This window comes from Pseudomonas sp. BP8, assembly GCF_017875955.1.
In the GTDB taxonomy this organism is placed as follows: domain Bacteria; phylum Pseudomonadota; class Gammaproteobacteria; order Pseudomonadales; family Pseudomonadaceae; genus Aquipseudomonas.
In genome coordinates this window covers 5,761,260-5,787,629 of record NZ_JAGINK010000001.1, presented here as the reverse complement: position 1 = coordinate 5,787,629, position 26,370 = coordinate 5,761,260, and the positions used below count along the sequence as shown (strand labels likewise).

Genomic DNA, 26,370 nt, shown 5'->3' with positions numbered 1-26,370 from the left:
CTCACCGGCATGAGTTTGCCGCCCGAAAACGGACGTAATCGGCGAGGACTACAAGCGATTCTTCCCATCGGGATTGGGTGGCTGTGGGTCAGTCGGTGAGGGCTGTGCCCTCATTTCGCGACACAAGGCTCCCACAGGGTACGCGGCGCTTTTGCGAACGTTGTTCCGGGCAATCTTCCACCGTGGAGCGGCGCCCGGCTCAGTTGAACCACTCCCCCCGTTGCTGCATCCGCCAGCCAAGCCATCCCAGTGTCACCGCACGCAACCCCATGAACAGCAGAAACGCCAGCCACAGCCCATGGTTGCCAAACCCGCTCGCCAGCCAGGCCACGGGCAGGGCCAGCACCACGCTGAGGAGCATCGCGTTGCGCATCTCGCTGGCGCGGGTCGCGCCAATGAACAACCCATCCAGCAGATAGCTCCACACGGCAATCAGTGGCAACACTGCCAGGTACGGCAGATACGGGTACGCCGCCTCGCGCACGCTGGCAATGTCGGTCTGCAGGTCGATGAACAGATGCCCGCCGAGCAAGAACGCCCCGGCAAAGCCAGCACTGGTCAGCAATGACCAGCCGCCCGCCACCACCAGCGAGCGGCGCAGGGTGTCGCGGTCGCGCGCGCCGATGGCGTGGCCACACAGCGCCTCCACGGCATGGGCGAGGCCATCCAGGGCATAGGCGGTCAGCAGCAAGCCGTTCAGCAACAAGGCATTGGCCGCTACCGTTGCTTCACCGAGGCGCGCACCCTGGATGGTCAGCAGGAGGAACACCAGTTGCAACGCCAGGCTGCGCAGGAAGATGTCGCGGTTGACCGACAGCAGCGGGCGCCACGCCTGCCAGCGGCGCAAGGCCGCCCAGGCGATTTGCCCAGGGTAGGCGCGCAAGGCTGGCCGGGTGAGGGCCAGGCCGAGCAGCGCGGCGCTCCACTCGGCAATCACCGAAGCCCGCGCCGAACCGAGTACTCCCCAATCCAGGCCGAGTACAAACCACAGGTTGAGGACGATGTTGAGCAGGTTGGTGGTGAGCAGGATCGCCAGCGGCGCGCGGGCGTTCTGGGTGCCGAGGAACCAGCCGACCAGCGCGTAGCTGGCCAGTGCCGCCGGCAAGCCGAGCAAGCGCGTGTGGAAGAAGTCTTCGGTGGCTTGCTGCAACGCGGCACTGGGTGCCATCGCCTGCAGCGCGAGCTGGCTGAAGGGGAGGGCGAGCAGGCCGATCAGCACGGCGAAGGCCACCGCCAGCAGCAGGCCTTGCACCAGTACCTGGCGCAACGCTGCGCCGTCGGCACGCCCGGCGGCCTGGGCGGCGAAGCCGGTGGAGCCCATGCGCAGAAAACCCATCAGGCCGACCATGAAGGTGAACAGGGTTGCGCCCACGGCGACTGCGCCCAGTTGGTGGGCGTGCGGCAAATGGCCGATCACCGTGCTGTCGACCAGTGCGACCATGGGTACCGAGATGTTGGACAGGATCATGGGTGCGGCAAGGCCCCAGACCTTGCGGTGGGTGCGGCGATCGCGCCAGTCGGCGGACAGAGCGGGCATGCTGACTCCAGCACTAACGACAGATATTCGGACGCGCATTCTACCGGCCCGGCAACCAATCTGCGCGAACACGGTCTCACTTGCCGCGCAGCGTCAGGTAAGCCGCCTGCGGTTACGCTATAGTTTGTGCCCTCAAGACCACGCTGCCGAAGAGTCCCCTCTCTCATGTTCAACAAAGGATTGTTGCTGGCCTGCGCGCTGGCCCTGCTCAGTGCCTGTGATTCCTCTTCCAAGGACGTCCCTGCGCCTGCGGAAAAACCGCCCGCGCCCGCCGAAGCGCCGGCGCCCAAGCGCGAGGATCCGGCCGTCCTGGCCAAACGCTACGAGGGCCGCGAGCTGACCGTGCTGGATGTCTCGGAAACCCAGCTGGACGGCGCCAGTGCGCTGTCGATCAGCTTTTCCGCGCCGCTCGACGCCAGTCAGGACTTCGCCAACAAGGTCCACCTGGTCGACACCGTCAACGGCAAGCTCGACGGCGCCTGGGAGCTCTCCGACAACCAGATGGAGCTGCGCCTGCGCCACCTCGAGCCGCAGCGCAAGCTGGTGCTGTCGGTCGACAAGGGGCTGCTGGCAGTCAACGGCAATGCGCTGGCCAGCGAGTCGGTCAGCCGCCTGGAAACCCGCGACATGCAACCGACCATCGGCTTCGCCAGCCGCGGCTCGCTGCTGCCCACGCGCCTGGCCGAAGGCCTGCCGGTGATCGCCCTGAACGTGGCCAAGGTCGATGTCGAGTTCTTCCGCATCAAGCCGGAGATGCTCTCGACCTTCCTGGCCAGCTGGGGGCGCAACAGCAGCCTGTACTACTACCAGTCCAAGGAAACCCTGGACATGGCCGAACTGGTCTACAGCGGCCGTTTCGACCTCAACCCGGCGCGCAACACCCGCGAGACCGTGCTGCTGCCGATCGCCGGGATCAAGCCACTGCAGGAGCCAGGCGTGTACCTGGCGGTGATGCGCGCCTCCGGGACCTACGACTACTCGCAGCCCGCGACCCTGTTCACCCTCAGTGACATCGGTGTTTCTGCGCACCGCTACCGCGATCGCCTGGATGTCTTCGCCCAGGCCCTGGAAGGCGGCAAGGCGCTCGACGGGGTGACCCTCGAGCTGCACGACGACAAGGGCAAGCTACTCGCCCAGGCCAAGACCGACGGCGACGGCCACGCCCAGCTGCCGATCACCGCCAAGGCCGATACCCTGATCGCTACCCAAGGCGTGCACACCACCTTGCTGCGCCTGAATACCGCGGCCCTGGACCTGGCCGAGTTCGACATCACCGGGCCCCAAGCCAACCCGCTGCAGTTTTTCATCTTCGGCCCGCGTGACCTGTATCGCCCAGGTGAGACCGTGTTGCTCAATGGCCTGCTGCGTGACCAGGACGGCAAGCCGCTCAAGGCTCAGCCGGTGACGGTCGAAGTGCGTCGGCCGGATGAGCAGGTCAGCCGCAAGTTCGTCTGGGAGGCCGATGCCAATGGCCTCTATCAATACCAGTTGCAGCTGGCCACGGAAGCACCGACCGGTCGCTGGCAACTGCTGCTCGACCTGGGCGGCGGACGCAAGCAGGTCCATGAGTTCCTCGTCGAAGACTTCCTCCCCGAGCGCCTGGCACTGGAGCTCAAGGGCAGCGCTACGCCGTTGAGCCCAGAGCAGACCGCCAGTATCGAGGTCAATGGCCGCTACCTGTACGGTGCTCCGGCAGCCGGTAACCGCCTCAGTGGCCAGGCCTATGTGCGGCCTTTGCGCGAAGCGGTGCCGGCGCTGCCGGGTTATCAGTTTGGCTCGGTCACCGAGACCGAACTCAACCAGGACCTGGAGCTGGACGAGGTCACCCTCGACCAGGCCGGCAAGGCCAGGCTCGAGATCGAGAGCCGCTGGGCCGAAGCCCGTTCGCCGCTGCAACTGACCGTGCAGGCCAGCCTGCAGGAGTCCGGTGGCCGGCCGATCACCCGGCGCCTCGAGCAACCGATCTGGCCCGCCGAGCGCTTGCCAGGCTTGCGTGGTCTGTTCGATGGCGAAGAAACCGATGGCGATGGCCCGGTCGAATTCGAAGTGCTGGTGGCCGATCGTGATGGCAACAAGCTCGCCGTCGACAACCTCAAGGTGCGTCTGGTCCGTGAGCGTCGCGACTACTACTGGAACTACTCGCAGAGCGACGGCTGGAGTTACAACTACAACGAGAAGTACCTGACCCAGAGCGAGGAGACCGTCAGCGTCAAGGCCGGCTCCACGGCCAAGCTCAACTTCCAGGTCGAGTGGGGCCCGTACCGGGTCGAGGTCGAAGACCCGCAGACCGGTCTGGTCTCCAGCGCGCGTTTCTGGGCCGGTTATCGCGCCCAGGACAACGCCGAAGGCGGCGCGGTGCGTCCGGATCAGGTCAAGCTGGCCCTGGACAAACCGTCCTACGCCGATGGCACGACAGCCAAGGTCACCGTCACCCCACCCGCCGCAGGCAGTGGTTACCTGATGGTCGAGTCCAGCGACGGCCCGCTGTGGTGGCAGGAAATCGACGTGCCCGCCGAAGGCAAGACCTTTGACGTCAAGCTCGATCCGAAGTGGGCGCGGCATGACCTGTACATCAGTGCGCTGGTGATCCGCCCGGGTGAGCGCAAGGCCAACGCCACGCCAAAACGCGCCGTTGGCGTGTTGCACCTGCCGCTTGACCGCGCCGAGCGCAAGCTTGCGCTGAGCCTGCAAGCGCCGGAGACGATGCGCCCCAAGCAAGCGCTGACGGTCAAGTTCAAGGCGCTCAACGCCGACGGCAGCGTGCCCAAGCAGGTCCACGTGCTGCTGTCGGCGGTGGACGTGGGCATCCTCAACATCACCGACTTCAAGACCCCGGACCCGTTTGCCAGCCTGTTCGGCCGTAAGGCTTACGGCGCTGACCAGCTGGATATCTACGGCCAGTTGATCGAAGCCGGTCAGGGCCGTCTGGCCAGCCTGGCGTTTGGTGGCGATGCGGCGATGGCCAAGGGCGGCAAGCGCCCCAATACCACGGTGACCATCGTTGCCCAGCAGAGCCTGCCGGTGACCCTCAACGACAAGGGCGAGGGTGAGGCCAGCGTCGACATCCCCGACTTCAACGGTGAACTGCGGCTGATGGCCCAGGCCTGGAGCGACGAGCACTTCGGCGTGGCCGAAGGCAAGACCGTGGTCGCCGCGCCGTTGATCGCCGAACTGTCGGCGCCACGCTTCCTCGCCGGTGGCGACCGGACCAACCTGGCGCTGGACCTGGCCAACCTGTCCGGGCGCGCCCAGCAATTGACCGTCGAGCTCAGCACCGAGGGCCAGTTGAGCCTCGCCGCCGCTTCTCAACAGACGCTGACCTTGGCCGAAGGCCAGCGCAGCACGCTGCTGATCCCGGTCCAGGCCTTGGGCGGCCTGGGCCAGGGCAAAGTGCAGGTGCGGGTCAACGGCCTGCAGCTGCCGGGCGAGGCGAACACCAGCTTCAGCCGTGAATGGACCCTGGGTGTGCGCCCGGCCTACCCGGCGATGCTCAAGCACTACCGGGTGGCGCTCAAGGACCAGCCATGGACCTTGCCGGAAGGCGACCTGGCTGAATTCGAGCCAGCCGGGCTGGAAGCCAGCCTGGCCTTGTCGAGCCGCCCACCGCTGAACCTGGCCGAACAGATCCGTGCCCTTGAAGCCTATCCGTATGGCTGCCTGGAGCAGACCACCAGCGGCCTCTACCCGTCGTTGTACGCCGATGCCGAAAGCCTCAAGCGTCTCGGCATCAAGGGCGAGCCCGCCGAGGTGCGCAAGCGCAAGATCGAAATGGGCATCGAGCACCTGCTGGGCATGCAGCGCTACAACGGCGGCTTTGGCCTGTGGAGCTCGGACAGCGAAGAGGAGTACTGGCTGACCGCTTATGTCACCGACTTCCTCCTGCGCGCCCGCGAGCAGGGTTATGGCGTACCGGCCGAGGCCCTGAAAAAGGCCAGCGAACGCCTGCTGCGCTACGTGCAGGAACGCAATCTGATCGAGGTCGATTACAGCCAGAACGCCGAACATACGCGCTTTGCCGTACAGGCCTATGCCGCCTTGGTGCTGGCGCGCAGTCAGCAGGCGCCACTGGGTGCCTTGCGCGCCCTGTATGAACGGCGCAGTGACGCCCGCTCTGGCCTGCCACTGGTGCAACTGGCCGTGGCGCTGGACAAGATGGGTGACAATCCGCGTTCGCAGCAGGCGTTGCAGGCGGGTCTGGCTGTCAGTCGCAGCAATGGCTGGATGGCCGACTACGGCAGTGCCGTGCGCGATCAGGCGCTGATTCTGGCCTTGCTGCAGGAGAACAACCTGGCGGCCAATCAGGTCGATCAACGCCTGTTCGCCCTGTCTGACGAGCTGGCGGCCAACCGCTGGCTGTCGACCCAGGAGCGCAACGCGCTGTTCCTCGCCGGTCGTGGCCTGTTGGGCAAGCCGGAAGGCAAATGGCAGGCGCGGCTGGACAGTGCCGGCGAGCTGCGCGAGCTGAACAACGCCGAGGCGGGGATGAAGCTCGAGGGGCCGTTGCTGGCCTCGCCGTTGAGCGTGCAAAACCAAGGCAGCGAAACGCTCTACCAGCAGCTGACCCTCTCCGGTTACCCGCGTCAGGCGCCGGCGCCGAGCGCTAATGGCCTGGAAATTCGCCGTGAGTTCCTTGGCATGAACGGCCAGAACCTGGACCTGCGCAACCTGCGCAGTGGTGACCTGGTGCTGGTGCACTTGGCGCTCAAAGCCCACAGCCAGGTGCCGGATGCGTTGGTGGTCGATTTGCTGCCAGCGGGCCTGGAGCTGGAGAACCAGAACCTGGCGCAGAGTGCGGCCAGCCTGGAGAACGCCAGTAGCGCCGTGAAGCAGTGGCGCGAGTCGATGCAGAATGCCAGCGTGGTGCATCAGGAGTATCGCGATGACCGCTACGTGGCAGCGCTGAAGCTCGACAGCTATGGCACCACTCACCTGCTGTACCTGGCCCGGGCAGTGACGCCGGGTACCTACCGTGTGCCGCCACCGCAGGTGGAGTCGATGTACCGGCCGAACCTGCAGGCAGTGGGCGAGAGCCCAGGGGAGATGGTGGTCAAGCCGCGCTAGTGTGCTGCATCAGTCGGCGCCCACGCTCACCGCGTGGGCGCCAGCACTGGCAGCGCATGAAACCCAGGCTCAGTGAATGATCCAGCTAAGCACCCACAAGCCCAGCACCAGCCAGATGATCCCGAGAATGATCGAGGCGCGCATGAAGGCGCGGATCGCCGAGTAGAGCAGCATCAAGCCAACGATCAGGGCAAGAATGCTGACCAGCGAGGTGTCCATGCCCAACGTACGCGCCAGGCCATCAATGAAGTTGCCGCCGGCATTGGCCAGCAGGTTGAACAACCCGCTCAAGGCATCGACGATGATGCGGATCAATGCCCCCAGTGCCTGGCCCAGCCAATCGAAAAAACCTTCTACATGCATAGTCGCTTCCTGATGATCAATCCAAGGCTTTGGCCATTACCAGGCCAGGTCGGTTCCCAATGCCAAGTTTAATACGCCCGAGCACCCGTGCGGGGCGTCTGTTGCGTGCAGTGGTTGCCGCGGGGCTGCTGGCGACCGGCTTGCTGTGGCTGGCCGACCGCCTCTGGCCGTTGCCGATGCCGGCCGATGACCTGGCGCGGGTGGTGCTGGCCGAAGACGGCACACCGCTGTGGCGCTTCGCCGACGCCGACGGAGTCTGGCGCTATCCGGTCAGCCCCGAGGAGGTCTCGCCGCTCTACCTCGAAGCCCTGCTGACCTACGAAGACCGCTGGTTCTACAATCACCCGGGGGTCAACCCGCTGGCGCTGGCGCGGGCGGCCTGGCTCAACCTGCGCGGGGGGCGCGTGGTTTCGGGTGGCAGCACCCTGTCGATGCAGGTGGCGCGCTTGCTCGACCCCCACGACCGCACCCTGACAGGCAAGTCGCGTCAGTTGTGGCGCACGCTGCAGCTCGAATGGCACCTGTCCAAGGCCGAGATCCTCCAGCTCTACCTCAACCGAGCGCCGTTCGGCGGCACCCTGCAGGGGGTGGCTGCGGCCAGTTGGGCCTATCTGGGCAAGTCGCCCAAGCACCTCACCCCGGCCGAAGCGGCCTTGCTCGCAGTGCTGCCGCAAGCGCCCAGCCGGTTGCGTCCGGACCGGCATCCGCAGCGGGCCCAGCAGGCCCGCGACAAGGTCTTGCAGCGCTTGGCCGACTACCAGGTATGGCCCGATCAGCGTGTGCGCGAGGCACGCGAAGAACCGTTGTTGCTGGCTCCGCGTCAGGAACCGGCGCTGGCGCCTTTGCTGGCGCGACGGCTGAACACGAAGCACAGCCCGCCGCTGATCCGCACCACCGTCGATGCGGCGTTGCAGCGGCGCCTGGAAGACCTGCTGCTGGGCTGGCGCGCGCGGCTGCCCGAACGCACCTCGGCGGCGATCCTGGTGGTCGAGGCGCAGAGCATGGCGGTGCGTGCCTACCTGGGCTCGATCGAACTGGCTGACGCGCGTCGTTTCGGTCATGTCGACATGGTCCACGCGCTGCGCTCGCCCGGCTCGACCCTCAAGCCGTTTCTGTATGGGATGGCCCTGGACGATGGCCTGATCCATTCCGAGTCGCTGCTGCAGGATGTGCCGCGGCGTTATGGCGACTATCGCCCCGGTAACTTCTCCATGGGCTTCAGCGGCCCGGTCTCGGCCAGCGCCGCCTTGGCCCTGTCACTCAACCTGCCGGCGGTGCAGTTGCTTGAAGCCTACGGGCCCAAGCGCTTTGCCGCACAGATGCGCATGGGCGGCGTGCCGTTGGCGCTGCCGCCGCTGGCCGAGCCCAACCTGTCGCTGATTCTGGGTGGCGCCGGCAGCCGCCTGGAGGACCTGGTCGGCGGCTATGCGGCGCTGGCGCGCAGCGGCCACAGCGCGCGGATCCGCCTGCAACCGCAAGAGCCACTGGTGGAGCGTCGGCTGGTATCACCGGGTGCGGCGTGGATCATCCGGCGCATCCTCAGTGGCCAGGCGCGTCCGAACCGTGACCCGCATGCCGAGCTGGTCCAGCGCCCTTTGCTGGCCTGGAAGACCGGCACCAGCTATGGCTTTCGCGATGCCTGGTCGATCGGCGTCGGCCCGCGCTACCTGATCGGCGTGTGGATCGGCCGCCCTGACGGCACGCCGGTGCCCGGCCAGTTCGGCCTGGCTTCGGCGGCGCCGCTGATGCTGCAGGTGCATGACCTGTTGAGCAACCGCGACAGCCAGCGCGGCATCCAGCCGCCGGTCGAGCAGGTGCCGGCGTCGGTGGGGGTGGCGGCAATCTGCTGGCCGCTCGGCCAACCGATGAATCGCCAGGACGCCAACTGCCGGCGCCAGCGTTTTGCCTGGACCCTCGACGGCACCACGCCGCCGACCTTGCAGGCGGCTGATCAGCCGCTGGGGCTGGGCCTGCGCGATAGCGTCTGGGTCAACCCACAGGGGCTGCGGGTCGACGCCAGTTGCAGCGGCGCCACTGCGCGCGCCATCGCCCTCTGGCCAGCGCCGCTGGAGCCTTGGTTGCCCCGTGTGGAGCGGCGTGCTGCACGTCTGCCGGCGGTCGACCCGAACTGCCCGCCGCAGGTGCCGGCCAGTGCGCCGCCGTTGTCGATCGTCGGGGTGCGTGCCGGGGACAACCTGCGCCGCCCGGCCACCAGTCGCGAACCGCTGCAATTGCAGGTGTCGGCACTGGGCGGCGGCGGCCAGCGCTGGTGGTTCGTCAATGGCCAGCCAATGGGCGAGACCCGCGGGCAGGACAGCCTGCAGCTGCGCTTCGAGCAGCGCGGGCGCATCGAACTGAGTGCGTTGGACGAGAGCGGTGAGACGGCGCGGGTGGAGTTTCAGGTCAGCGAGTGAGCCGGCGGTGTGAGCAGGCTACGCTGTCAGTCAATGGCGTCGCGATCGCCGGCTTGCCCCGCGAAGGGGCCGGCACTGCCTGAGAACCTCCCGAGGATGATGGAGTATCCCAATGCGCCGTCTGCTGCTGATCCTGCTGCTGTCCTCGGCCAGTCTGGCCGGCGCCGAGCCTTTGCCAAGCTACCTCAGCAGCAACGACACTGATCGCCGCTTGCCGGCGCGCAACCTGCCGGTGGACGTCTATCGGCCGGCCAGCATGGGGCTGCAGGTGGCCGCGCCAGAGCCCGTGCAGCAGCAGGCGCTGCCCATGAATAGCCGTATCCCGCTGCGCAAGGTGCGCTTCGAGGGTGGCACGGTCTACCCGTTGAGCGACCTGCGCGAGCACTACCGGCCGCTGATTGGCCGCCAGGTATCCCTGGCCGAGCTGACCGAACTCACCCAGCGCCTGACCAAGCGCTATCAACAGGACGGCTATCTGCTGTCGTACGCCTATTTGCCCGCGCAGGATTTCGCCGATGGCCGGGTGCGTGTCGTGCTGGTTGAAGGCTATGTCCGCGATTACCAGCTGCAGGGCGATATCGGCCCTGCCGCCGATTACCTTGAGCAGGTGATGGCCAGGCTCAAGGCCGAGCGGCCGCTGACCCGCAAGAGCTTCGTGCGCTATACCAGCCTGATCAGCCGTATCCCAGGCGTGACCACCCAGGCGCAGCTACTGCCGCCGCGCACCGGGGACGGCGGTGCCCGGCTGATCGTCCAGGCCGCGCGCGCACCCTTTACCCGCACCATGACCCTGAACGACGGCAGCCGCGACGATCTGCAGGCACTGATCGGCGTCACCAGCAATGCCCAGACGCGCTTTGCCGAGCAGCTCTCGGCCAGCGTGCTAGTGCCACCGGGAGAAGAGCAGGCGCGCTACTGGCGTCTGGGCTACAGCCAGTACCTGGACAGCGAAGGCAGCCAACTGCTGCTTTCGGCTTCGCGCTATCGCAGTGAGCCCAGCACACGTATCCGCCAGGCCGATGGCACCGACCTGACCCAGCGGCGCGACAGCCAGCGCTATTCGATGGGGATCAGTCAGGCGTTGATTGCCGCGCCGGGCGAGTGGCTGGATGTGGTCGGGCGTTTTTATCTGGTCAGCGAGCGTAACGACTATGAGGGGCTCGGCGTTGCGCAGCCGTCAACCACCGATACCGATATGCGTGCGCTGTCGTTCGAGGGCGACTGGCGTAGGGCCGAGGTGGGGCGGTTGCGTATGGTCAGTGCGGGTGTGTATCAAGGGCTCGACTATCTTGGCGCGCGTAGCAATGGCGACTACGACCTGGATTTTCTCCGGGTGCGTTTGTCGGCCCTGCAGAGTGACGCGTATGGGCAGAACTGGCAGGGGGTGGCTTCGGCGGCACTGTACTGGAGCCGTGACAGCCTGCCGGACAGTGAGCAGGTGCTATTTGGCGGGCAGAATTTCGGCCGTGGTTATCCGCGTGATCAGGCTGGCGGTGACAAGGGCTGGGGGCTGGGCTATGAGCTGAACTACAGCTTCACGCGCGACGGTAGCTGGGTGAGGGTGCTGCAGCCGTATGTGGCGGTGGATGCGGCGCGGGCCTGGTTCAATGAGCTGCAGGTGCAGCAGTCACGGTTGTCGTCTGCTGCGCTGGGAGTGCGTGTTGGGGATGCGCGGTCTTACAACATTGCGCTGGAGGTGGCCAAGCCGCTGTCGGACGTGGCTCTTGATAGCCTTAACCGCAGGCCGCGGATGAGCTTGAGTTTCAGTTTTCAGTTGTAGGGACGAGAGGTGTACGTCCTGACCGGCCTCTTCGCGGGGCAAGCCCGCTCCTACAGGTGGGGTGGTGTCGGTGAGGGCGGGTGTGGGCTGGGCGGGCCTCTTCGCGGGACAAGCCCGCTCCTACAGGTGGGGTGGTGTCGGTGAGGGCGGGTGTGGGCTGGGCGGGCCTCTTCGCGGGGCACGCCCGTTCCTGCAGGTGGGGGGGTGTTGGTGAGGGCGGCGCCGTCCCTGTAGGAGCGGGCTTGCCCCGCGAAGAGGCCGGCCCAGACGAACAATGATTTACCTGACTGCCTGCATCCTCGGTGCAGGAAACAGGTTATCAAGGGTCTCCAGCAGGCGGGCGTGATAGAGGGGTTTGCGAAACAGATCCAGCACATGCAACCGCAGCAGGTCGCTGACGTCGTCCAGGTCGGCATGGCCAGACATGACGATGACCGGCAGGTGCTGGCGAGCGGTGTGGTCTCGCAGGCGTTTGATCAGGGCGATGCCGCTCTCGTCGGGCATGCGCAGATCAGTGATGACCAGAGCCACATCAGGATGACGGGTAAGTAGCTGCAAGGCAGCTTTCACCGAGGTTGCCGTGTGGCAGTGAAAACCTTCGTTTTCCAGCAGTTCGGCCAGTTCCTGCAATGCCTCTTCCTCGTCGTCGACCAGAAGAATCTGCTGACGCAAGGAAGAGTTCTGCATTGGTAGCTCCTGGGTTTATGGCATTGCAGATCAGACAGTAAATATTATGGTGTAGGAGTAATCGCGTTCTGGATGGTGGTCATCAACGCCGTCACTTGCGTCGAGATAGGCGTCACAAACGCCGCCAACGCCACGGCCACCATCGCCGCAATCACCGCGTATTCGATACCCGAGGCTCCTTCCTTGCTTTGCAGAAAAGTCTTGCACTGGACATAGATCTTAAGCAGCAACATGGCACATCTCCTGGCGCCATTGGCGCGGGTGTTCGGGGCACTGCAGTGATACCCCTTTGCCATCAGAGCATCGTCAACCTGTGGCGACCTGCAAATGTAACAAGGCGTTAATCACAAAGTAGGGGGTGAGCGGAACGCGGGTAAGTTCATGTTTTATATGAGCGTCAATTCCCTGGCTGGAAATTGCATGCCCTGCTCATGGCGAAATATCCGCTCTGGACTACCGTGCAATAGCGAAATAGTTACTTTTTGCCATCATGCTTCCAGGACGGGAGAGCGGTAATGAGCAGTCGCTTGAGCATGATTCTTGCCGGAGTGTTTCTACTTGCTGCATTGCTCGCGGGCTACTGGGGGCTGACCCTGAGTCGTCCACCTGCACCGGTAGCGCCAGCCCCCACGGCCGAAGCCGCAGCGCAGCCGGTGGCTGCACCGGCGCCAATTCAGCTCGATGAGCCACGTCGTTCGCCACTGGTCGTATTGCGTCGGGATGTAGCCGCGAACACGCCTTTGGGCGAGGACGATGTACTGATCGAGCGGTTGCAGGTGGTCCCCGAGGGTGCCTTCGCCACGCTTGAACAAGTGCTTGGACGCAGCAGTGCGCGGCCCTTGCTCAAGGGCGCCTGGCTCGACGAGAACAGCTTCCAGGCGGGCGGCCCGCTGGCGCGGATGATCCGCCGCCACGAGCGTGCCGTGGCGCTGGCCGTCGACGAAGTGATTGGTGCGGCCGGGCAACTGCGCCCCGGCGACTATGTCGATGTGCTGTTGTTCTTGCGCGAAGAAAACAACAACCCGCAGTCTTCTGCACAGGTCGTGCTGCCTGCCCTGCGCGTGCTCAGTGTCGGCGAGCAGACCGGCCTGGCCAATGACGGCCGGCCCGCGCAAACCGCTGAAGAACAGCAGGCTTACCGCCAGTCGGGCAACGCCACGCGTACCGTGGCCCTGGCCGTGCCCGAAGCCTTGGCCAGCCGGCTGATGCTGGCCGCTCAAGCGGGCAGCTTGCGCCTGGCCGTACGCAGCGCCGATGAACAGCTGCTGGCCGGCTACTGGGCCAACCCCCAGGCCAAGCCGCAGGTGGAGAGTGCCAACCGCGAGCTGTTCCGTTTCAGCCAGTTGTCCCAGGTGCCCATGGCCAAGACGGTCGCCACCGGCGCGGCCCCTGGCATGCAGATCATTCGCGGCGCCCAGGCCAACGATCCGACCAAGACACCCTGACCCAGCAAGGATGCAGCCATGCGTAGTTCCGCGCGGATGTTCACACCGTTGTGCCTCGCCGTGGCGCTGCTCGCCGCGTGTTCCAGCGCCGAGGCGGCAGACAGAGGCTGCTCGGCGTTTGCCGAATTGCCCTCGGTGATCGAGATAGACCAGGGCCTGCAACAGGAGCTGCGCCTGCCGTTGGCGATCAGCCGCGCAGCCGTCGGTGAGCCGAAGGTCGCCGACGTGCAGCCCAGCGGCGACCGTGCGGTGCTGATTACCGCCGTTGCCCCAGGCAGCACCAGCCTGATGCTGTGGACCGCCTGTGCGCCGGCGCCACATCGGGCGATGCTGTTCGTCAAGGGCCAGGCCAGCGTCGACATGGCTCCTGGCGCGCTGCTGCCCTCGCAGGACAACCAGCTGCCGACCCAGGTGCAGGCCGACATCCGCTTCGTCGAGGTGCGCCGGACCAAGCTCAAGGAAGCCGGTGCGCGGTTGTTCTTCAGCGGCTCGAACAACAGCGTGATCGGCTCGCCCGGTACCGTGCCGGGGGTCAACGTCACCCCGGGCGGGGCGTCTGGCCTGCGCCCGGCAATCCCGCTCAATGACAACGTCTTCAACATCGTCTGGGGTGGCGGCAGCAGCCGCTTCCTGGCGGCGATCAGTGCGCTGGAAAACAGCGGCTTCGCCTATACCCTGGCGCGCCCCAGCCTGACCGTGCTCAGCGGCCTGACCGCAAGCTTTCTGGCCGGCGGCGAAATCCCGATCCCGGTGCCCAGCGCCGGTAGCGACAACGTCTCGATCGAGTACAAAGAGTTTGGTGTACGCCTGGCGCTGACCCCTACCGTGATCAGCCGCGACCGCATCACCCTCAAGGTTGCGCCGGAAGTCAGCGAGCTGGACTACAACAACGCGGTGAACATCGCCGGCACCCTGGTACCGGGCCTGAGTGTACGGCGTACCGACACCAGTATTTCCCTGGCCGATGGCGAGAGTTTCATCATCAGCGGCCTGGTCAGCAGCAACACCCGCTCGTCGGTCGACAAGCTCCCAGGGCTGGGCAGCCTGCCGATCATCGGTGCGCTGTTTCGCCAGTCGGGCATCCAGCGCGAAGACACCGAGCTGCTGATGATCGTCACCCCGCACCTGGTCCAGCCGCTGGCAGTCAATGCGCGTCTGCCAGAGCTGCCCGGCGAAAACCTGCGCACTTACGACCCCAGCTGGGGCCAGCTGTTCTTCCTGGAAAACGGCAACTTCGATGGCCGTAGCGGGTTATCACGATGAGCGAGAGCCTGAATCAGACCTACCTGGCGATTACCCGCAACGAAGAAGACCTCAGTTGGCTGCAGGGTGCCCTGGCCTCGAACGGCCAGGTGATCGGCGCCAGTGCCGGCAACCTCGACGAGCTGCTGGCGTTGGTCGACGTCACCTTCAGTAACCTGCTGTTCATTGGCCTGGACCGTGAACAGCTGGTCAGTCAGTGCGCCTTGATCGAGGGCGTGCTGGAAGCCAAGCCGATGCTGGCGATCGTCGCCCTCGGCGATGGCCTGGACAACCAGTTGGTGCTGCATGCAATGCGCGCCGGCGCCCGTGACTTCGTCGCCTACGGCTCGCGGGCCAGTGAAGTGGCAGGGCTGGTGCGGCGGCTGAGCAAGCGCCTGCCCACCGTCACCAGCAACCCCAGCCTGGGCGGCCTGAGCGTACTCTACGGTGCCCAGCGCGGTGCCGACGGTGCGCTGTTGACCACGCACCTTGCGCGGGTGGTGCAGGACAGCGGCCAACAGACCCTGCTGCTCGACCTCGGCCTGCCGCGCGGCGACAGCCTGGCCTTGCTTGGGCTGGAAGCGTCGTTCTTTTTCGGCGATGCCTTGCGCCATCTGCGCCGGCTGGATGCCACGCTGATCGACAGCGCCTTTACCCGCGACAAGAGTGGCCTGCGCATCCTCGCCTATGCCGAGCCCGACGACCTTCTGCGCAAGACCAGCCCGGCCGAGCTGTACATGTTGCTCAGCGCCCTGCGCCAGCACTTCCAGCACATCGTGGTAAACCTTGCCGGGCAGGCCGACAGTGAAGCCTTGCGCACCATCGTCACCCACTGCGACAAGCTGATCGTCTATACCGACCAGAACATCATCGACTGCCGGCGTAACCTGGAAGTCCTTGAGCAATGGCGTGATCGCGGCCTCAAGCTGGACCACGCCAGCCTGCTGGTCGACCGCTACCTGCGCAACGTGGCGCCCGATCCCGATGCTCTGGCCAAGCGCTATGGTCTGCCGCTGCTCAAAGCCCTGCCGTACAGCCCGGAGGTACGCCTGAGTGCCAAGAATCAAGGGCTGAGCCTGTTCGAGGTCGCGCCTCGGGAAAACCTGACGCAGGCCCTGCAAACCTTGGGCGAGCGCCTGGCGCGGCGCTCGGAAGGCCTCGAAACACCGACCCTGACCTGGCTGCGCCGCCTCTGGGGGAGCAAGTGAGCGGCGACGAACCGTTCGGCGGCGCGCGGCATGCGCCGAGCGAGTCGCAGGCGCTCAAGCGCGCGCTGCACCACCATGTCATCGACAGCATCGAAGACAGTGGGCGCAACCTGCTCGAAGGCGCGCGGCCAGCCCTGACCCAGTTCGTCTTCGAGCAGGTTGGCGACTATGTCGCGCGGTTGCGCCTGGCCCTGTCGCGCTACGAGATGGAGCGCATGGCCGAAGAACTGGTCGACGAGCTGACGGGCTATGGCCCGCTGGAAGTACTGCTGCGCGACCCCAGCGTCACCGAGATCCTGGTCAACGGCCCGTACCGGGTGTTTGTCGAGCGGGCCGGGCTGCTGCAACTGACCGACCTGCGCTTCATCGACGCCCACCATGTCGAGCGGGTCATGCAGCGCATTCTGGCGCCGTTGGGGCGGCGCCTGGATGAATCGTCGCCGATGGTCGATGCGCGCATGCCCGATGGCAGCCGGGTCAATGCGATCATTCCGCCGGTGGCGCTGGACGGGCCGTGCCTGTCTATTCGAAAGTTTCGCAGCGACATGCTGAAAAGCGCCGACCTGCTTGCCACCCGCGCCATCGACCAGGGCATCCTGGAGTTTCTCGAGCGTGCCGTGGGGCGGCGCTGCAACATCCTGGTCAGCGGCGGCACCGGTACCGGCAAGACCACGTTGCTGAACATTCTCAGCCAGATGATTGCCCCGCATGAGCGGTTGGTGACCATCGAAGACGTTGCCGAACTGCAACTCAACCACCCCCATGTGGTGCGCCTCGAGACACGCCCGCCGAACGTCGAAGGGCATGGTGAGATCAAGTCCAGCGACCTCATTCGCAATGCCTTGCGGATGCGCCCTGACCGCATTCTGCTGGGCGAGATCCGCGGCGCCGAAGTGCTCGATGTGCTCACGGCGATGAACACCGGGCATGACGGCTCGATGAGCACGGTGCACGCCAACACGGCCCAGGATGCCTTGCTGCGCCTGGAAACCCTGGTCGGCCTGAGCGGCAAGCAGATCGCCGAGAAGACCTTGCGCCAGATGCTCTGCGCCGCCCTCGACGTGGTCATCCAGTTGACCCGCCTGGCGGATGGCCGGCGCTGCGTCAGCGAGGTGCTGGAAGTGGTTGGCGTGCGTGATGACGTCTACGTCACCAATACCCTGTTCCGTCTCGACCGGCGCGGCGATGTGTTTGTACGCGAAGCGCCAAACCCGGCCGGAGCCAAACTGCGTAACGAAGGTGTGCTGTGAGCGGCCCGCTGCTGCTGGCGCTGTCGCCGCTGTTGTTGGGCGCCTCGCTGCTGCTGTATCGCTTGGGCCTGTACAAGCGCGGCGAGGAACGCATTCTCCAGCGCCTGGGCCGTGCCTACCTCGCCGTGCGCTCGGGCAAGGCTCGCCGCGACTGGTTCGACCCGTTGCTGCTGCGGGCCGGGCTGGACACCGCGCAGTTCAATGCCAAGGCCTGGTTGCTGGGCTGGATCGGCCTGGTGCTGGTGGGGCAACTGTTGGCCGGCTGGGCCGGTGCGCTGATGATGGTGATCGGTGTGCCAGTGCTCGGCCGCCTGTACCTGAGCTGGCGCTATCGGCGGCGCCTGCGTCTGATCATCGAGCAGTTGCCCAGCCTGCTCGACTTCAGTGTGCGCAGTTTGAAGGCCGGGCGAACTTTGAACGACTCGGTGCTGGGGGGTATCGACGGTGCCCGTGAGCCGCTGCGTTCGGCCATGGAGCGGGTGCGCCGCAACGTGCGCCTGGGCGTGGCGCTGGATGTCGCCTTGAGCGAGCTGGCCGAACTGTACGACCAGGACGAACTGCGCCTGCTCGCCCTGGGCATGCGTATCAACCAGCAATACGGCGGCAACGCCAGCGAATTGCTGGAAAACCTGATCAAGCTGATCCGTGAGCGCGAGCAAGGCGCGCGCCAGCTCAAGGCGATGACCGGTGAAACCCGGGTAACCGCGTGGATCCTCGGCGCGCTGCCGTTGTTCATGGTCGGCTACTTCCTGTTCGGTAACCCGACGTACTTGCTGGGCATGTGGCGCGACAGCCAGGGGCAGATCCTGCTGTTGCTGGCCTTTGCCTTCCAGGCGCTCGGCTGCCTGGTGCTGTGGCGCATGATGAGGAGCCTGTGATGATCGCCTGGCTGCTGTTTGCCCTGTGTCTGCTGGCGGCGATTGGCTTGTTGAGCGCGCAGCTGATGCGCCAGCTGCGCACACGGCTGCTGATCGCGCGGCGGCTACAGGGGCAAATGGCCCGCGAAGAACGCCTGGGCGACTGGCTGCACTGGCTGGGCAGCAGCAGCCTGGGCCGGCGCCTGCAAACGCTCGATGGCGAAACCCAGGCCCTGCTCGACCGGGTGGGCTGGCGGCGCAGTCGCCAACGAGCGCTGTTCGCCGCGCTGCAGCTGGGCTTGCCGGTGCTAACAGTAGGGCTGGCGCTGCTGCTTCAGCATGGCGTGATCGGCGCCTGGCTCGGCCATTGGCTGGTGCTGCCGATGTGCGCGCTGGGCATCGGCTATCTGCTGCCCAAGCGGTTGCTGGCGCTGGCGGCCGCACGCCGCCAGCGACGTATCGGCCTCGAGGTGAGCCTGCTGATTCCGTTGCTGCGGATCCTGTTTGAAACCGGGCTCACGGTCGAGCAGTCGTTGCGCGTGCTGAGCCAGGAGGGGCGCACGCTGCTGCCGGAAATCAGTGAAGAGCTGCGCCTGGTGCTGCAACGGGTTGACTCGGGGATGGCCTTGGCGGCCGAGCTGGAGAAGACCGCTGAGCTGCTGGCGGTGGAAGAATTGATTGATACCTGCGTGATCCTGCGTCAGTTGCTGGTCCAGGGCAGTGGCGCGATGAAGTCGTTGCAGGCACTGAAGACCCTGCTCGATGACCGCCGCCTGACCCACCTGCAGGAGCGGGTATCGAAGATGTCGGCGAAGATGTCGGCGGTGATGATGGTGTTTCTGTTCCCGGCCCTGCTGATTGTTCTGGCCGGGCCGGGCCTGACCGCGTTGGCGCGGGCGTTGGGATCGTGAGGGGAAGGTGGCGATGAGAACACTAGGGATGCTGATGGCGCTGTTGGCGCTGAGCGGTTGTGCCGGGCAGTCGCCTGCAGGCTTGGCGCACCTGCTGGGCGGTGGCAACTGCGCCAAGCCCGATAGCGACCAGCAGTTGGCGCTCAACCTGTCGGACGAGATGCTCAAGGATGGCCGTCCGCATGCCAGCCTGGCGCACCTGCAGGAATTGCCCGAGAGCATGGACCAGGTTCGCTTGCGCAAGGCCAAGGTGCTGCGCCTGCTTGGCCGCAGTGAGGCCGAACCGCTCTATCGCAGCTTGCTCGGTGGCTGCCTGGCGGCAGAAGGCGAGCATGGCCTGGGGCAGCTCGCGGCGGCGCGCGGTGATGATGCGCAAGCCCTGCAGAACCTGCAGCGAGCCGTGCGCCTGGCGCCCACCGACGAGAAAGTGCGCAATGACCTTGGCGTGGTGCTGATGAACCTGGGCAAGCATGAGCAGGCGCGGTTCGAGTTTCTTACGGCGATCGAACTGAAGGATGACAACCCGCTGCCGGCGGTCAACCTGGTGACCTTGTCGCTGCTGCAGGACAACTGGCAGCAAGCGACTGACCTGGTCGCGCGCTTGCGCCTCAAGCCGCAGCAGTTCGCCGAAGCGCAGGCGCGGGCCAAGCAGTTGAAGTCGATCGGGCGCACTGCGATGCCGGTGGGTTGACGCAAGAGGGCACTGGACCGCTTTCCGGATTGGCCGGGCTGGCCTCTTCGCGGGGCAAGCCCGCTCCTACAGGGGGTGGGGACATCATTCAGTTGGCGGTTATTGCACGGATTAGGAGACAACACCCATGCTCAAACAGATGATCCTGCTGGCCGGTATCTCAGCGTCCATGGCGGCGCTGGCGGTCGAGCCGTCTTATCAACGACCGCCGGAAACCGCCACCGAGGCGCTGCTGCGGCTGCAATCGAGCAACCAGCAAGCCTCGTCCACCTTGCAGATCCAGACTGCCAGCGAGCGCGACCAATCCATGCATCGCTGGCTTGAGACCTACAAGTACCAGATCCCGGACTTCTTCCGCTGGGTGAAGAGCGGTGCCGAGGACAACTAGTGGGTGGCGAAGCGCTGGTGCACCGGGGATGATCGGGGGGTAAGCGCCAGGGCCAACTGGGTGCGGTTGTGCATGTGGGTCAGGCGCAACACCTGCGACACGTAGAGTTTGACCGTGTTCTCGGTGATGCCCAGCTCGCAGGCAATCTGGTAGTTGGTCTTGCCCTTGCTGACCAGCTTGGCCACTTCGAGCTGGCGCGGCGAGAGCTTGTCGAACACCGCTGGCAGTTCGGCTTCACCCTCTTCGACATCGCCGGCACGCCGGTGCACACCTTGCCCGCGGGCTTTTTCCAGGTCCTGGTAGAGGTCATCGATGGATTCCGCCAGGTACTGCAGGCGCTGGTTGAGGCTGCCCAGATCGCGGAAGTTGCGCCGCCGCTCGAGCAATGCCTGCTCTTGGCGGCGTACGCCCTCGAGCAGTTCATCGAGGTCCACCGGCTTTTGGTAGTAGTCGGCGAACCCTTCGCGCAGGGCGCGAATCACATCCTGCTTGTCGGCGCGGCCGGTCAGCAGGATGGCTTCAAACATACGCTGGCGCCCGGTCATGTTCTTGAGCGCGCGGACCAACTCGATGCCATCGCGCTCGGGCATGTGCAGGTCGCACAGGACCAGGCCGATCGTTTCGTCGGCCTGGTAGCGCTCGATGGCCTTGGCTGTCGAGTCCGCGGCCACGCAGGCATAGCCGCTGCTTTCGAGAAATTCACACAGTTCTTCGACTATGACTGCCTGGTCGTCGACTACCAGGATCTTTACCTCACTCTGCGATCTGTTCACGTTCAACTCCCTGTTCAATTCGCCCCGCTCCCGTGCCAGACACTCTCACGGGTTAGAAAGTAGTCCCACTTTGCGGTTATGTACAAGGGCGGTACAGGTTATCCGACCACATGGTCACTCATTGGATCCACACCGATGTGAGTAAAAAACCGGCCAGTACGTAAGGGGCGAAGGGTTGCTTGTCGCCGACCTGCTCGGCCAGGGCTTGCAGGCGTTTTTTGACTTTGGGGTTGAGCAGGGTCCACAGCCGGCGCCGGGTCAGCATCCACAGCAGTACGGCGATGCCCGCGCCAATAAAGGTGCCGAGCACGTATTGATGGCTGGTGGCCAAGGCCAGTGCCGCCATCAGCTTGACGTCGCCGGCACCAAAGCGCCCGAGCATGTAGCCGGGCAGGGTGAGCAGCATGACCACGGCCAGGGCCCAGCCAGCATCAGTGGCCTCGGCCCCGATCCAACTGTGCCCGGTAACGAACAGCCAGGCCAGCGCGCAGGCGCCGACACCCAAGGTCAGGGTGTTGGAAATCTGCCGTTCACGGACATCCTGTTCTGTACACAAGGCAAGCCACATCAAGAGAACAATGCTTTGCATTGGCAAATCGCCATCCCTATTCGTTGAACGGATCTATGCTGTGTTTCAGGTTTGATAAGTCTGTGTTTCATAGTCAGGGTAGACGCGAACATGCAAGCAAGCCCGGCAGGACGGCAAAAAGGCGCAGCAGCCATCGAGTTTGTCGCTGTATTCATGGTGTTTTTTGCGATTTTTTACGGATTGGTCAGCTATGCGCTGCCCATGCTCATGCTGCAATCGTTCAACCAGGCCAGCAGCGAGGCGGTGCGCCGCTGCGTCGCGCTCGACCCGACCAGCGCCAGCTATGACGCTGACATGCAGGCCCTGGCCCGCCAGGTGATCGACCAGCAACTGAACTGGATGCCGGCAGCCCTGGGCTTCAGCGCCGCCCGCCATGTCAGGGTCGCGATGGTCGACAAACTGCTCACGGTGACGATCGACTACCCCCGGGCAAGCCTGACCAGTGTGGTGCCGGTGCTGCGCTTGCCGTTGATCGGTGAAGTGCCGCAGTTGCCTGCGCGGTTCAAGGCCGAAGCGAGCCTGCAGCTGTGAGCGGCCTGTTCGATCGTTGGCGTGCGGCGCCGTTGACCTTGGCCGACGCCGAGCCACCGGCTGCAATTGGCTTGCAGGTCTGGCTCGATGATCAGGCGCGAGTCCTGCGCTTCTCGGGCCCGCTGCGCAGCCTGCTGGCCTTGCCTGCGCAGGGTGCGCGACGGCTGCATGATTACCTGCAACCACACAGTTGGCTGGTGCTCGAGGGGGACCCTGCGGATTGGCAGGGGCAGCCGCTCGATCTTGATTTTCAGGGCGTATTGGGCCGTGCGCTGCACACCCGTGGCTGGCTGATGCGTCAGGGGCAGGGCTGGATGTTGCAGCTGTTCGATATCGGCGATCTGCTCCGCGAGCGTGTCAACGGCAGCCAGCAACAGGCTGAGCAGCAGTTGGCCATGCAGATGAGCCATGCCCTGCGCGAGTGTGGCGAAGCGCATCTGCGCGACGCGGTGGGCGAGCAGTTGCAGGGCCTGGCCAGTCACTGGCAGGGCGCCGCGCTGCGGTTGCTGCTGGAAGAGGGCGGGCAATGGCGCAGCTATGCCAGCAGCGATGACGCCTGGCCGTGGCCTGACGATGAGCGCTTGCAGCCCTGGCTGGCACACCTCAAGCCACAGGCGATGTCCGCCCGCGAGCTGCCGCCTGAGCTGGTCGCGCTGTGCGCAAGCACCTCGTTAGCCCTGGTGCCTTATCGCCAAGGCTGCGATGTACAGGCCTGGCTGCTTTGCGCCGGTGGTCAGGCGACGCCGGTCAACGCCAGCGCGCAAGCTTTGGTGCAGGCCCTCGTCCAGCCGCTGCTGGGCCGTCTGCACCATGCCCGCAGCGTGCACCAGGCGCGGCACCTCGACGAGCTGCAACAGCAACTCGGCGCCGGTTGGTGGGAGTGGCCGCAGCAGGGTCAATTGCAGCTCGACCCGACCCTGGCCGCGAGCCTTGAACTGGCGCAACTGGTCAGCCTCGAGCAGTGTCTGGCACGGCTGCATCCGGCGGATCGTGAGCCGGTGCAACTGGCCCTGGAGCAGGCTTGGGCGGGCCGCGAACTGAGCCTCACGGTGCGCCTGCCGCACGCCGATGGCCAGCGCTGGTTGCATTGGGCCGGGCAGTTGCAGGGGCGGCGCTTGCGCGGTTTCATGCTCGACATCAGTGCGCTCAAGGCGCAGGAACTGCAGACCGGCGCGGCACGGGCGCGGCTGGAAAACCTGATCGCCAGTTCGCCTGCGGTGATCTATGTGCAGCGCTGCCTCGAGGGCGCCTTGCACAGTGAGTTCTTCAGCGCCAGCCTGATGCCCCTGCTGGGCTGGAGCAGCGACGGTGAACAGGCCCGCCAGCCTGGCTTGGCGGTGCACCCGGACGACCAGTCGTTGTGGCTGGAACGGACCCGCAGCCTGTTGCGTGATGGCCAGGTGCGCTGCCGCCTGCGTCTGCGCGACAGCCGTGGCGGTTATCACTGGATTCTCGACGAAGCGCGTTTGCTGCGCGATGACCTTGGCCAACCGGTGGAGGTGGTCGGGCTGTGGCTGGATGTCAGCGAGGCCACTGAAGCGGCCGAGCGGGTGCGCCAGAGCGAGGAGCGCTACCGGGTGCTGGTGGAGGATTCTCCGGCGATGATCTGCCGTTATCGGCCAGACCTGAGCCTGGTGTTTGGTAACCGGCCGTTGGCCGATTACCTGCACTGCACCCCGCAGCAACTGGTGGGCATGAACCTCGGTCAGTGGCTCTCGCCAAGCCAGCGCGAGGCGTTTGTGCAGCGCCTGCAGGCGCTGACCCCGCAACAGCCGATGAGCAATGCCGAGATCTGCCTGCAACTGCCTGGGCGTGAGCACGCCTGGTGGATCTGGGCCGACCGTGGCCTGTTCGACGAGCACGGCCGCTTGCTGGAAATCCAGGCGGTCGGCCGTGACAACACCGAGCTGCGGCGCAGCCAACAGCAGCTGCTGCAAGGGGCCAAGATGGCGACCTTGGGCGAGCTGGCCACAGGCTTGATGCACGAACTCAACCAGCCGCTGAACGTGATGCGCATGGCGGCCGCCAATGCCATGAAACGGCTGGAGAGCGGGCTCGCTGAACCGGCTTATCTTCTGGAAAAACTGCGCCGCATCGAGGCCCAGGTCGAGCGTGCGGCGCGCCTGGTGGAGCACATGCGGGTATTCGGCCGGCGCTCAGCGGTGGAACGCGAGCGTTTCGCGGCGTGGGCGGCGGTGGAGGGGGCGGTGGCGTTGCTCGAAGAAGGGCTGCGTGGCAAGGGCGTGATCTTGCAGGTCGAGCCGCCCCTTGAACAGCCGCAGGTGCTGGGCCATCAGGATCAGTTGGAGCAGGTGTTGATCAATTTGCTGGTCAACGCGCGTGATGCGATGTTGCACCAGGGTGCTAGGCCGGCCCGAATCAGCGTGCGCCAGAGCGTTGCCGCAGGGCAGGTGATGCTGTGGGTGGAGGACAACGGCGGCGGGATCGACCCGTTGTTGCTGGAGCGGATCTTCGAGCCGTTCTTTACTACCAAGCCGGCTGGGGTCGGGACCGGGCTTGGGTTGTCGGTCAGCCATGGCATTGTTTTGGCCATGGGGGGCAGCCTGGGGGTCGAGAATCGGGGGGAGGGGGCGTGTTTCTGTATCAGTCTGCCGGTTCTGGGCTAGCACTTTCGATGGCTGGGGCGCGCAGCGGCCCCAGCATTGCTGAGCCTAGAGTGCCAGTTCGGCATGCCCGCTGGAACAGGTCAGGTTTGCGCCTACTTCGGCTTGGTTAAGGTCGATGCCGAGGACCTTGAGCAGGCCGTTAAGCAAGGGGTCGAGCAAGTTGCTGAGCAGGCCCTTGATGACCGGCTGGAGGATGTTCTTGACCGTGTCGAGGAGGCCGGCGGTCAGTACCATGATCTGACCCAAGCCGCTATTGGCCGTGGGTTTGAAGGCTTCAAGATGAACACCCATGAGCGTGTCGCTCAAGCTCGCTACCACCAGTGTATCGGCCATCTTCAAGTAGGCAGGTTCGAGGCCAATGTCAGGGGGCTGACTGACGTTGCTGAACAATAGTGCGGTATCAACCGGCCCACTGCCGAGTACCTTGCTGTCCACACGTATACCGATACCGCCGCCGGTGTAGGGGACACGAGCAGCGCATGTGCCCAGGACCAACAATTTGGTGCAACGCTGACTGCCGATATCTATCAAAGGCAGTGCCTTGACCGCCGTGGTGCCATCTTTGAAGAACGCATCGGGCGATTCGAACTTGCCCACTGCCAGCTTCACCGCCGACTTGCGTGTCATGGTCTTGAGGCTTTTCGGCGAGCAACTGAACGTATCTTTTGCCGCTGGATCGAGCCGCGTGCTTGCCTCGGCCACCTCAAGCCCGACATCGATGTGCACCTGGGTATCCAGAAGCTTGACGCTGATGATGTCGCACGGCACTCCCAGCAGGCACACCACTGAATTCAAAGTGGCGCCCAGGTTCAGGCTGAGCAGGTTATTGACGACATTGGTCAGCGGAGCTGCAAGGTCGAGCACAGCGTTCAACAGGTTACCCAGGCCTGTCAGCAGCGGCAGGTCCAGCGAAATCATCGCCCTGATCTGCGCGGTATGTACTTCGAGCGCATCCTTGGTCGGATCACCTACTGCGGAAATCTGCTGTGGCTCGATCACTTTTATCCGCACCCGCCCATTGACCAGGCCGAGCACGCTGATCGGCAAGTCGGCGGTGGCCGCGCTTTCGCTGGCTGCCAGCTGGATCACGCCTTGCACCAGTTGCAGCAACTGGATGCTGGTATCCAGGCCGGCCTGGGCAGTGCCGTTCTGGATGTCGAGCAGATCGCCCAGTTGCAGCACGGTGCCGTTGGCACTGCCCAAGGCGAGTTTGCCCAGGTTGGTGACCACTTCGGCAGCGGCGCCACTTTGCTGCAGTACCTTGACGGCCGCGTCGAGCAGCTTGGTAACTGTGGCATCGGCGCGCAGCAACTGCTGATAGTCGCCCACGGTCAGATCCAGCTCGATGGCCAGTTGATCGAGGTACTTGAGCAGGTTGATGTCGGTGGCGGCGATGCCCTTCCAGCCGGCCAGGTCCAGTTGTGCGCTACTGCCCAATGCACTGAGCAGGCCGTTGAGCAGCACCGACTGCCGCGAGTCGACACTGACCAGGGTTGTTCGGATGCGCAGCATGGCCTGTGGGGGCAGCGGTTTGGCGGCGACTGCGCTGGCGTGCAGGGTTGTCGTGGTTGGCAAGTTGCCGTCCTCAACCAAAGCGAATACGCCGGCGGCAATGCTGGTCGCCACTGTATGCCGGACATCGACCTTGATCGCTTCGCTGCGGGTGATGTCGCTGGTAAAAAAACGCATGCTGTTGGCGCCGGTCTGGAGGAAGCCGCAGCTGGCTTGCAGGGGGGCGAGTGGTGCATGGCCGTTGCGCGTGGCTGCTCCCCGGGCGATGGCTGTTGCTTGCGGGCCAATGCCGGTACACACGGCGTATTGCCCTGCTGCTTCGAGGGCGGCCATGTCGGCGATGCGCTGCAGCTTGCGTTGCTCCAGGTAGAGCCTGCCGCTATCGACGATCAACAGCATGAACAGCAGGGCCATGCCGAGGGTGATCGCGGCGAACAAGCCGATCGCACCCCGTTGGCGCACAGCGGAACGGGTAACCACGGGCACTCCTTTGCCGACCATTAG

The 26,370-nt window shown here is 65.2% G+C and carries 20 protein-coding genes; 13 read left to right on the top strand and 7 right to left on the bottom strand.

The features are described 5' to 3' along the window. Positions 1–199: 199 nt before the first annotated feature. Complete coding sequence (locus J3B00_RS25385; RefSeq protein ID WP_209873935.1) at positions 200–1,537, bottom strand: MATE family efflux transporter; 1,338 nt, start codon at positions 1,535–1,537, stop codon at positions 200–202. A 165-nt stretch (positions 1,538–1,702) separates the two neighbouring features. On the opposite strand from J3B00_RS25385, the gene J3B00_RS25380 reads away from it, so the two are divergent. Then, positions 1,703–6,598 carry an alpha-2-macroglobulin gene (locus tag J3B00_RS25380; protein ID WP_209873924.1) on the top strand — a complete coding sequence of 1,632 codons (4,896 nt, stop codon included), beginning with the start codon at positions 1,703–1,705 and terminating at the stop codon, positions 6,596–6,598. 69 nt (positions 6,599–6,667) lie between these two features. On the opposite strand, the gene J3B00_RS25375 is transcribed toward J3B00_RS25380, so the two are convergent. Further along, entirely contained in the window at positions 6,668–6,961 is a 294-nt protein-coding gene (locus tag J3B00_RS25375; RefSeq protein ID WP_209873921.1) for a hypothetical protein, read from the bottom strand. Positions 6,962–7,020: 59 nt separating this feature from the next. Between J3B00_RS25375 and pbpC the strand changes: the two genes are divergently transcribed. Further along, positions 7,021–9,375 carry a peptidoglycan glycosyltransferase PbpC gene (pbpC, locus tag J3B00_RS25370; protein WP_209873918.1) on the top strand — a complete coding sequence of 785 codons (2,355 nt, stop codon included), beginning with the start codon at positions 7,021–7,023 and terminating at the stop codon, positions 9,373–9,375. 112 nt (positions 9,376–9,487) lie between these two features. Further along, a complete protein-coding gene (locus J3B00_RS25365) occupies positions 9,488–11,155 on the top strand; it encodes a ShlB/FhaC/HecB family hemolysin secretion/activation protein (RefSeq protein ID WP_209873915.1) in 1,668 nt (555 codons plus the stop codon). A 279-nt stretch (positions 11,156–11,434) separates the two neighbouring features. Here J3B00_RS25365 and J3B00_RS25360 read toward each other — a convergent pair whose 3' ends face one another. Both J3B00_RS25360 and J3B00_RS25355 read right to left on the bottom strand, forming a co-directional pair. Further along, complete coding sequence (locus J3B00_RS25360; protein WP_209873911.1) at positions 11,435–11,842, bottom strand: response regulator; 408 nt, start codon at positions 11,840–11,842, stop codon at positions 11,435–11,437. Positions 11,843–11,886: 44 nt separating this feature from the next. Next, on the bottom strand, positions 11,887–12,075 hold the full coding sequence (locus tag J3B00_RS25355) for a Flp family type IVb pilin (protein WP_209873908.1): 189 nt from the start codon (positions 12,073–12,075) through the stop codon (positions 11,887–11,889). Positions 12,076–12,357: 282 nt separating this feature from the next. On the opposite strand from J3B00_RS25355, the gene cpaB reads away from it, so the two are divergent. From cpaB to J3B00_RS25315, 8 genes are all read left to right on the top strand, one after another. Continuing rightward, on the top strand, positions 12,358–13,287 hold the full coding sequence (gene cpaB / locus J3B00_RS25350) for a Flp pilus assembly protein CpaB (RefSeq protein ID WP_209873905.1): 930 nt from the start codon (positions 12,358–12,360) through the stop codon (positions 13,285–13,287). 18 nt (positions 13,288–13,305) lie between these two features. Then, a complete protein-coding gene (locus J3B00_RS25345) occupies positions 13,306–14,550 on the top strand; it encodes a type II and III secretion system protein family protein (protein ID WP_209873902.1) in 1,245 nt (414 codons plus the stop codon). Continuing rightward, a complete protein-coding gene (locus J3B00_RS25340) occupies positions 14,547–15,737 on the top strand; it encodes a pilus assembly protein (RefSeq protein ID WP_209873898.1) in 1,191 nt (396 codons plus the stop codon). The genes J3B00_RS25345 and J3B00_RS25340 overlap by 4 nt, the downstream gene beginning before the upstream one ends. Continuing rightward, positions 15,734–16,987: a CpaF family protein gene (locus J3B00_RS25335; protein WP_209873895.1), complete on the top strand. Its 1,254-nt coding sequence runs from the start codon at positions 15,734–15,736 to the stop codon at positions 16,985–16,987. Before J3B00_RS25340 ends, J3B00_RS25335 begins: the two co-directional genes overlap by 4 nt. Further along, positions 16,984–17,865 carry a type II secretion system F family protein gene (locus J3B00_RS25330; protein WP_209873892.1) on the top strand — a complete coding sequence of 294 codons (882 nt, stop codon included), beginning with the start codon at positions 16,984–16,986 and terminating at the stop codon, positions 17,863–17,865. Before J3B00_RS25335 ends, J3B00_RS25330 begins: the two co-directional genes overlap by 4 nt. Before the next feature lie 2 nt (positions 17,866–17,867). Further along, the gene (locus tag J3B00_RS25325) at positions 17,868–18,755 is read left to right on the top strand and encodes a type II secretion system F family protein (RefSeq protein ID WP_348635988.1); all 888 of its coding nucleotides are present in this window, start codon (positions 17,868–17,870) and stop codon (positions 18,753–18,755) included. Positions 18,756–18,768: 13 nt separating this feature from the next. Continuing rightward, positions 18,769–19,446 (top strand): tetratricopeptide repeat protein, encoded by a 678-nt coding sequence (locus J3B00_RS25320; RefSeq protein ID WP_209873886.1) that lies wholly within the window; start codon positions 18,769–18,771, stop codon positions 19,444–19,446. Positions 19,447–19,573: 127 nt separating this feature from the next. After that, the gene (locus J3B00_RS25315; protein WP_209873883.1) at positions 19,574–19,834 is read left to right on the top strand and encodes a DUF3613 domain-containing protein; all 261 of its coding nucleotides are present in this window, start codon (positions 19,574–19,576) and stop codon (positions 19,832–19,834) included. Here J3B00_RS25315 and J3B00_RS25310 read toward each other — a convergent pair. Both J3B00_RS25310 and J3B00_RS25305 read right to left on the bottom strand, forming a co-directional pair. Next, the gene (locus J3B00_RS25310; protein WP_209873880.1) at positions 19,831–20,607 is read right to left on the bottom strand and encodes a response regulator transcription factor; all 777 of its coding nucleotides are present in this window, start codon (positions 20,605–20,607) and stop codon (positions 19,831–19,833) included. The two genes, J3B00_RS25315 and J3B00_RS25310, sit on opposite strands and share 4 nt — an antisense overlap. 118 nt (positions 20,608–20,725) lie before the next feature. Next, entirely contained in the window at positions 20,726–21,196 is a 471-nt protein-coding gene (locus tag J3B00_RS25305; RefSeq protein ID WP_209873877.1) for an A24 family peptidase, read from the bottom strand. Positions 21,197–21,286: 90 nt separating this feature from the next. Here J3B00_RS25305 and J3B00_RS25300 point away from each other — a divergent pair, with 90 nt between their 5' ends. Both J3B00_RS25300 and J3B00_RS25295 read left to right on the top strand, forming a co-directional pair. Beyond that, the gene (locus J3B00_RS25300; protein ID WP_209873868.1) at positions 21,287–21,727 is read left to right on the top strand and encodes a TadE/TadG family type IV pilus assembly protein; all 441 of its coding nucleotides are present in this window, start codon (positions 21,287–21,289) and stop codon (positions 21,725–21,727) included. Beyond that, entirely contained in the window at positions 21,724–24,354 is a 2,631-nt protein-coding gene (locus tag J3B00_RS25295; protein ID WP_209873864.1) for a PAS domain-containing sensor histidine kinase, read from the top strand. Before J3B00_RS25300 ends, J3B00_RS25295 begins: the two co-directional genes overlap by 4 nt. A 45-nt stretch (positions 24,355–24,399) precedes the next feature. Here J3B00_RS25295 and J3B00_RS25290 read toward each other — a convergent pair whose 3' ends face one another. Beyond that, the gene (locus tag J3B00_RS25290; protein WP_348635976.1) at positions 24,400–26,346 is read right to left on the bottom strand and encodes a pilus assembly protein TadG-related protein; all 1,947 of its coding nucleotides are present in this window, start codon (positions 26,344–26,346) and stop codon (positions 24,400–24,402) included. Positions 26,347–26,370 lie beyond the last annotated feature (24 nt).